Here is a 7,833-nt window from a genome sequence, read left to right as displayed (position 1 = left end):
GGATTTGGACGGGTTACCACCTGACTTATCCATTATAAAGGACTTTTTCTTTGCACAATATAATAAAGTTGAACATTTTGAGTATTTTTAATAGTGAAATTAAATTAATGCAACACTAGTGATCTAAATCTTCTAATTGTGAGATATTTTCATGCAGCTGAACCAGCTGCTGTTGGCAGTGTGTTCAGGTGTATGTGGTGATAAAAAAGAATAGTGTTGGTTTCTCTTGTGGGAAGGTGACTTCCTTCTTATTTTGGTCAACCAAAGCCAGCGTTCCATCCATTTTCTCTGTTCCGCAAGCGGTCAAGAGCAAAAGAAGGATCGCTAATAAGCTAAATAATCGTTTTGTTTTCATTGTTACACCATAACCTTGTCTTATATTTGAGTGGGAGTTTCTTTCGTAGGAATTTTCGAATCTAGACTGAACATCGAGCTGCCGGTTAGTGATAAAAAGACAGCGATAGCAAGTAAAACAACATCTAATTCATATCCTCCCATGAAACCTGCGCCAATTTTTACTTTTACAATTGCACCTAACATGATAAGTGCAAACAGGGCTGAAACAAATTTCGTTCCTAGTCCAATGATTAAGGCAACACCTCCAAGTAGCTCAATTCCAGCAACTACATAAGCAAGTATTCCTGGCAAACCAATACTTGCAAACCATCCAGCCGTATTTTCAATTCCTCCTTGTAATTTGTCTAAACCATGGATAAAGAAGGTAATTCCTAGTACAACCCTTAGAATTAGGGCACCTATTTCATGTTTGTTCATTCATTCATTCTCCTCTCATTTTATTTTAAACTACACAATGTAGTGTAATACCCAAAAAGATTAGGCAGTGGTGAGTAAAACCATGCCTATGAAAAAAAGTAACACGTGAACCGAAATGAAAATGGTTTTTGTGGTTAACTTGATTGGAATCGCTTCTTTTGGTTCGACTAATTGCTGTAGCCGAAAGTTAATAGAACCCCCAGAAAAATGAACCAAAGAAGGGGTAGTCTTTAATGAAACATGATACTTAATCAACTTGATTAATGCCGTACTTAGCTCCATTTCTGACCCCATTTTTCGTACCGCATACTCATCTGCAAGAATTTCACTAATGATACTGTAATTTTGTTGACACCAATGCGTTAGCGGAATGAACCACAGAGACTGGGCAATGATCTCTAGCAAAAAGACCTTCAACGGATCACAGTTGTTTTTATGAAAGGTCTCGTGCTCAATCACTGCTCTCAACTCATCTTTTTCAAGCAACTGGATTAAACCGGTTGATAAGACAATTGTAGGTTTGATGTACCCCATGGTGAAGGCAAGTACGGAACTACTTTTGACAACGATTAGTTGATCGTTATGACCAAACGTAGTTCGAATCAACGAGGTTAACTCATTATCCTTACATTTCAATAATCGTACAGAAAACCTTTTAGATACAATTACTTGTCTACCTATTTTTATAAAGGTGATTAATAAAATATAGGTGAGGAGGGTGTTAATGAGAAAAATAACTAAAAAATAATAGAACGAATCTTCCATAAACAAGCTTAAGCAAAATTTAAAAAAGTTCATTTTTAGCTGTGTACCAAAAATCAAATGAGTAAGAAACATTCCCATTTGAACCCATATGAGGGTTGCTAACCCAAGGCTTAGAAATAGTAAGTAGAGTGATTTCTTTTTCCACCACATCATAACTTGTCCTTTTTAAGTTGTTGAATTTTTTGTTCGAGTTTATTTAATAGGGTTTCATCCACGTCGGTGAGGGAATCAATCATGTGGCTGATCACAACGCCACCGAATTCATCGAGTAGATTTTCGGTCAGTTTTTTGGACTGTTCTTCCAAAAATTCCTCTTTGGTTTGAATAGGACTAAAAAGGGAAACACGTCCACTTACTCGCTTTTTTAGTACCCCTTTGTCTACCAGTCGATTCATAACCGTCATAACGGTATTAAAGTTGATATTTTTTTCAGAATCAAGGCTTTGCTGTACTTCTTTTATACTGTATTCACCTTGTTCCCTGTCCCAGAAAAGCTCCATAATTCTTGCTTCTAACGGACCAAAGAAACGAGAAAGACCTTCTTCATTGTACTTAAATCGCTTAATAGACAAGTTAATCACCTTCCACTACTGATTGTAGTGTGAAATATAAAGATAATCAAGTGAAAAACATCCTTTCCTAAAACAATAGTATGATATAACTATATATAAGAAAAGAGACTTATAATTGAAGGAGGTAAGGGAGCCAACTATGTCAATCGTCGAAAAATTAAAACTAGAAAAGTATACAAATATGGTAGTAATTAACCAGCCAAGTGATTATGATATTTTTACAGGTTATCCTACCGAATTAAGAAGAGATCATGATGCGGTTTTCATTTTCATTGAAACACTGGACGAAATGGTCGCTCATACACAGCATGTCATTAAGAATCAATTATTACTTGAAAAGGGCTATCTTTTCTTCGCCTATCCGAAAAAGGGCAATAAACGATATAGTTCATATGTACATAGAGACGATATCTTTCCTGCGATGAGTGTAGGGGAGGACGGATATATTGGAGACAGTGAGATAAAATTTGGACGTATGGTTAGTATGGACGATGTGTTTACTGTTGTTGGCTTAAAGCGAGAGAAAAAGAAAATGAAGAAAACTCCAGCTGCCAGTCAATGTGTAGCTGATTATGAGGACAATATTACAGATGTGGAAGCATTATTAGCAGACACACCGAACGAACTTGCGTTTTACCAGAGCTTGACCCAGGGATACAGAAAAGACTGGGCGAGATTCATTTTTTCAGCGAAACAGCAACAAACAAGAGACAAGCGCCGCGGGCAAATGGTCGAAGTCCTCTCACAAGGCTATAAAACCATGGATTTGTATAAACAACAGAAGAAATAAGAAAGAATGACGAATGAGAGAGCTGCTCATTCGTTTTTTTAAGAAAAAAATTTGACTGTGTTGTGCACCCCACAGTGTATCCTAAGGGTGGGAGGACGAAATGTATAAAATCAGTGAATTTGCAAAGTTAACGGGATTAAGCAAGGAAACTCTTCGTTATTATGCAGAAGTGAAGCTATTAGAACCCGCCTATATTGATCCAAAAAATAATTATCGTTACTATGACGATGGTAGTATCTTTTTAGCCACTCTATTAACAAAGCTTAGGAAAATAGGCTTCACGATCCAAGAGATGATCTCCGTGATGGAGGACGAGTCCTTTGCGAATCTAGAAACATTATTAATACAAAAGAAAAGAAATATACTACAGCAAATCCATGACCTTCAGTTGCAAGTTGAAGAAATAGATGGATTTTTAGCATCAGGCAAGGAGGAAACCTAGTAATACATTGGAAGGAAGAAAAAGTGATTCCGTCTAATATCGAAACGGTATGGAATTTATTTTCAGATAAAAATATCAAGAGAATCATGCCAAAAGTAGAAGAACATATCTTAATTGAAAAAAGGGAAAGCGAAGCAGGAGCCAAGCATCGACAAACCTATCGCGAGGGGAAAAGACTAGAAACCTATATTGTAGAAACGCTCATTTATGAAGACAGGGAAGGGGAAAAGAAAAAACAAATTCAGTTTGTTTTAGGAAAAGCCTTTGCAGTTACCCTAACTTTTACACTAATAAAGGTCGATGATTCCCAGACAAGATTGATATACGAAGGGGAGAACAAAGGGGTCAACTTTGTTGGCAGAGCGATGCTAAAGCTTGCTGGGAAGAAGAGTAATCACGATGTGGTGATGGAGTTTCTAGAGCGGGTACAGACAGAGGCAGGGAAATAAAGACGGCACAACGCAAAAATGGAAAATATACCTAAATGAAGGCTGTATCTGTGGTAAAGGCACTAGGAAACGTTCTTCATAACGCCTATGAAGGACGTTATGGTAGAAATACTAGGCGCTAACGGTCTTCATGAGCCCGATGAAGGAAGTTACAATCAGAAATACCTGCGCTAACGGTCTTCATTAACAATTTTCAAGTCCATACTTAATATCTCTACATAAAAACCTAGTTGTACAACGTTTGTACAACTAGGTTTTTTCTCGCGGTTATTATTTCCCAAGTTATTTATCTTAAAATAACATTATAGGGAGAATATCCTTGATCCAACCTTCCTGATTTCCGTCGATTCTTGTCGTGTAATTTTCTGTTGTTATAAATTTGAGCAAAAAAAAGAACGCCTATTAGCGTCCCTTTGCATTCTATTAATCTACATTTACAAACTGCACGTCCTCTTTTTCTAACCCTATAGGTAGGAAGAGCTATACGTGAATTACAAGTAAACGAAGAGCTTTTCTTTAAATTCTTTCAATTTAATAAAAAAAGTAACATTCTTCACAGAATCCAATCCAACATTTCCTTTACAGTAAATAAAAATCAGAACAGTTTGAAAAGGAATCTGTAAAGGAGGAGTTCTGATGAAAAAAACACATTTGCCGTTGGTATATTCATGCTCAGGCTGTTCTTCAGCCGCACAAACCGCAAACTTGATCGCAGTCAAAATGGATCGGGAGGACATCGCCGAAATGTCTTGCATAGTTGGAGTTGGGGGAGATGTTAAGCCACTTGTAAAAACAGCGAAATCAGGGAGGACAATCATCGCCATTGATGGCTGTCCGTTGGCTTGTACGAAAAATTGTCTCGCGAGGCACGAGGTTCAACCCACCCATTATTTTGACCTATCTAAATTTAATGTGGTAAAGAAAAAAGGGGAAGACCCAGACTTAGATGTGTTTATGACGACTTATGAAAGAATAGTAGAGCTCATTTAATGGAGTAAGGATATGTTCACCTTGAACATATCCTTTATTCTAGATTGATAAACGAAATGCCTTCACTATAATGCCATCATTAGCTGGCTCAAAGTCGTATTGTGGCAGACGTTCGAAACCAAAATGTTTATAAAGTTTGATCGCATTTGTCATAAACTCTCCTGTATGTAACCCAATCGCTTGGTAACCTTTGGTCTTAGATCGTTGAATGCACTCTTTAATTAAAGCAGAGGCAATTCCTTTTCCTCTGAATTCTTCAGCAACAGCCAAGACACGAATTTCAGGGTGATCCAGTTCGTCAACCATCCCCTCATACGCATCCGTTTTAGCAGGAAAAAGAGCCACACTGCCAACGATTGTGCCCTCTACTTCTGCCACAAGTAGCTCCACACCCGGCTGACTGTCGGCATCAGAAGAGATGGCTTTTTTAAGCGCCTCCCAATGTGCATTCGGAATTTTCTCCGCATGCTCCGTATACGCATTCACACGTTGTTCCCGTATAAAAGGGATTTCAGTCTCTTTTGCCTCACGAATAATCATAATGTTACACCTCTAACTTCCTTAGAAATTTGTCTAGTTGATTACTTAGTAAATGACGATTATGCTCCATGTTCCAATCTGATAAATCAGGTCCTTTCGGCAATATTTTCACGGAGGTATTGCTTGGATCAATCGTTATAGATGTGTGGTAGTGTTTTTTTATAGCATCAAAGTCAGTTGTATCACCAAATCCAGTAGTTTGGTAGAGATCACGTGCATATCCCCAGAGATTTTCGTATTGACGAATGAGCTGTCGGTTAGTATTAAAACGAGTATAGTAAGCTGCATCAAACCTGACTAATGTGGCAAAAAGACGAACATCTGAATCGGTGATATAGTCCCCAAGTAAAAACCGTTTTTGGGATAAGCGCTCCTCAAACTCATCGAGTCGAGCAAACAACGTATCATACGCCTGTTCATATGCATCTTGCGATTTCGCAAAACCGCATTTGTAAACACCATTATTAATATCGTTAAAAATGATTGTGTTTAAATCATCAATCTCTTTTTGTAGATGCTCAGGGTACAGAATAGGAGCATTAACTTTATGATAGGGAGCCCAGACGGTTTCCAAGTAATTTGTTAGTTTAAAATAATCATTGTTAACGGCTTTAAACTCTTTTACATCGACCATAACAGGAACGGTTGGTCGGCCAGAATACTCTGGATCGGTTTTTGTATAGATATCACTTAGGTACCGTATACCGAGAATCGGATCTACACCATCCTTATCTAGAGAAAACTCCCAATCAACATGTGGAAGGTGGGGACGAATGGGACTCACTGTTCCTAAACTGATCACATCCTCTAACCCTAGCAAACGGCGAACAATAACGGAGCGATGTGCCCAAGGACAAGCTTGAGACCAAAACAAGCGATATCGGCCAGACTCAATCGGTAACTCTCCTGGACCGTCACCAAAAGGAGTGGAAAATCGATTGCCTTGTCTTTTGAAAGATCCATCTTTATTAAACTCTTTACTAGTAAGCTGTTCATCCTGCATAATTGTCAACCCTCTCAACGAATTGTAAAAATACTCTGAATTTGAGGCTTTATTCAAATTTTAGTCTTTTTCTATCGGCTTCGTCAATTTTTAAAGCCGCGACGCCTGATGTAACCGCATACAAAAATTTTATAAATTTTATTATATATTTCAACCCCCGAAACAATTTACTTTACTAAGGCAATGTTATAGAATGGTAAAGTTACAATCTTAGGAAATTATGATCTTCATATTTAAAAAGAAAGGCGAGAGGAACTTGAACAATTTAACAGGTACAAAGCGTTTACAGCTGGCATTGCTTCTAGGGTCTCTGGCGATCTTAGGTCCGTTTACCATCGATATGTATTTGCCTTCTTTTCCGACTATTGTGGAAGAGTTCGGTACAACGGCATCTTTCGTGCAAATCAGTTTAACTTCATGTTTGTTAGGCTTAGGACTAGGGCAATTAATTATCGGCCCAATGAGTGATGTACAGGGACGGAAAAAACCATTATTAATATTTCTTATTATGTATTTAATTGCCTCTGCCATTTGTGCATTTGCTCCCAATATTTATTTCTTCATTGCAGCTCGTTTCTTACAAGGATTTTCAGCAGCAGGTGGGATCGTTATTTCGAGAGCGGTCGTACGTGATAAGTTTAGTGGAAGAGAATTAACGAAGTTTTTTGCATTATTAACATTAGTAAGTAATCTTGGTCCCATTATCGCTCCTGTTGCAGGTGGCGCAATTCTAGCCTTCACAAATTGGACGGGAGTGTTTGTCGTTTTAAGTGTCGTGGGTCTAGTTTTATTTTTCACGGTATTCTCAAAGTTGGAAGAATCACTCCCAACCGAGAAGCGTGTTCCAAGTAATATTGGCCAAACATTTAGGAATTTTGGAACTTTATTAAAAGATCGTCAGTTTACAGGATATGCCTTTACACAAGGATTTATTGTGGCTGGGATTTTTGCTTATGTTTCTGGTACTCCATTTGTGTATCAAAATATTTATGGAGTTTCACCGCAAGTATTTAGTTTATTATTCGGATTGAACGGAATTGGCTTGATTCTAGGAAGTCAGGCAGTTGGAAAGTTCGTAGACGTGATATCAGAAAAGACCTTTTTAGTTATTGGTCTAACCATTTCAAATGTATCAGGTGCGATTCTTCTTGTTGCGTTATTACTAAAGGCTCCATTAATTGCTGTGGTTATTCCTATCTTCTTCTTCGTTGCATCGATCGGGATTATTGGAACCACATCGTTTTCACTTGCAATGGAGTCACAAGGGCATATCGCTGGTAGTGCATCGGCTCTATTAGGTTTATTACCATTTATCCTAGGCTCTATTTCGTCCCCACTTGTAGGGATTGCAGGTGAGAATTCAGCCATTCCGATGGGTTCTATTATCTTTGGCGCTAGCTTTTTAGCTTTTCTTTCTTATTTTCTTTTCGTACGAAAGGCTTCTGACGTGAAACCAGCTATAGAAGAACCTGAGAAGATTTCAGTATAAGATCTAGACGCTATCCAAT

At 38.0% G+C, this 7,833-nt stretch carries 11 protein-coding genes; 5 read left to right on the top strand and 6 right to left on the bottom strand.

The window, feature by feature from the left end; translation table 11 throughout:
- Nucleotides 1-184: 184 nt before the first annotated feature.
- The 4 genes from ACFFHF_RS23775 to ACFFHF_RS23760 all read right to left on the bottom strand — a co-directional run bounded on the left by ACFFHF_RS23775 (nt 185) and on the right by ACFFHF_RS23760 (nt 2,111).
- Nucleotides 185-355, bottom strand: a complete 171-nt coding sequence (locus ACFFHF_RS23775) for a hypothetical protein (protein WP_377059202.1) — start codon at nt 353-355, stop codon at nt 185-187.
- 20 nt (nt 356-375) lie between these two features.
- Nucleotides 376-774 (bottom strand): DoxX family protein, encoded by a 399-nt coding sequence (locus tag ACFFHF_RS23770; RefSeq protein ID WP_377059201.1) that lies wholly within the window; start codon nt 772-774, stop codon nt 376-378.
- Nucleotides 775-834: 60 nt separating this feature from the next.
- On the bottom strand, nt 835-1,539 hold the full coding sequence (locus ACFFHF_RS23765) for a M56 family metallopeptidase (protein WP_377059205.1): 705 nt from the start codon (nt 1,537-1,539) through the stop codon (nt 835-837).
- Nucleotides 1,540-1,688: 149 nt separating this feature from the next.
- Complete coding sequence (locus tag ACFFHF_RS23760; protein WP_340903562.1) at nt 1,689-2,111, bottom strand: BlaI/MecI/CopY family transcriptional regulator; 423 nt, start codon at nt 2,109-2,111, stop codon at nt 1,689-1,691.
- Between the two features lie 139 nt (nt 2,112-2,250).
- On the opposite strand from ACFFHF_RS23760, the gene ACFFHF_RS23755 reads away from it, so the two are divergent.
- The 4 genes from ACFFHF_RS23755 to ACFFHF_RS23740 all read left to right on the top strand — a co-directional run bounded on the left by ACFFHF_RS23755 (nt 2,251) and on the right by ACFFHF_RS23740 (nt 4,782).
- The gene (locus ACFFHF_RS23755; RefSeq protein WP_377059200.1) at nt 2,251-2,901 is read left to right on the top strand and encodes a YdeI/OmpD-associated family protein; all 651 of its coding nucleotides are present in this window, start codon (nt 2,251-2,253) and stop codon (nt 2,899-2,901) included.
- A gap of 100 nt (nt 2,902-3,001) precedes the next feature.
- Nucleotides 3,002-3,343, top strand: a complete 342-nt coding sequence (locus ACFFHF_RS23750; protein WP_377059199.1) for a MerR family transcriptional regulator — start codon at nt 3,002-3,004, stop codon at nt 3,341-3,343.
- A gap of 23 nt (nt 3,344-3,366) precedes the next feature.
- A complete protein-coding gene (locus ACFFHF_RS23745; protein ID WP_377059198.1) occupies nt 3,367-3,792 on the top strand; it encodes an SRPBCC family protein in 426 nt (141 codons plus the stop codon).
- Between the two features lie 636 nt (nt 3,793-4,428).
- Nucleotides 4,429-4,782 (top strand): putative zinc-binding protein, encoded by a 354-nt coding sequence (locus ACFFHF_RS23740; protein WP_377059197.1) that lies wholly within the window; start codon nt 4,429-4,431, stop codon nt 4,780-4,782.
- A gap of 39 nt (nt 4,783-4,821) precedes the next feature.
- Here ACFFHF_RS23740 and ACFFHF_RS23735 read toward each other — a convergent pair whose 3' ends face one another.
- The gene (locus ACFFHF_RS23735; protein ID WP_377059196.1) at nt 4,822-5,322 is read right to left on the bottom strand and encodes a GNAT family N-acetyltransferase; all 501 of its coding nucleotides are present in this window, start codon (nt 5,320-5,322) and stop codon (nt 4,822-4,824) included.
- Between the two features lie 4 nt (nt 5,323-5,326).
- Nucleotides 5,327-6,325, bottom strand: coding sequence for a glutathione S-transferase family protein (locus ACFFHF_RS23730; RefSeq protein ID WP_377059195.1), 999 nt, complete (start codon nt 6,323-6,325; stop codon nt 5,327-5,329).
- A gap of 256 nt (nt 6,326-6,581) precedes the next feature.
- Here ACFFHF_RS23730 and ACFFHF_RS23725 point away from each other — a divergent pair, with 256 nt between their 5' ends.
- Nucleotides 6,582-7,814, top strand: coding sequence for a multidrug effflux MFS transporter (locus ACFFHF_RS23725; RefSeq protein WP_377059194.1), 1,233 nt, complete (start codon nt 6,582-6,584; stop codon nt 7,812-7,814).
- Nucleotides 7,815-7,833 lie beyond the last annotated feature (19 nt).

It is taken from the genome of Robertmurraya beringensis, from assembly GCF_042433785.1.
GTDB lineage: Bacteria > Bacillota > Bacilli > Bacillales > Cytobacillaceae > Robertmurraya_A > Robertmurraya_A beringensis.
The sequence above is the reverse complement of the archived record's forward strand: the minus strand, read 5'-3'. Positions and strand labels throughout refer to the sequence as shown.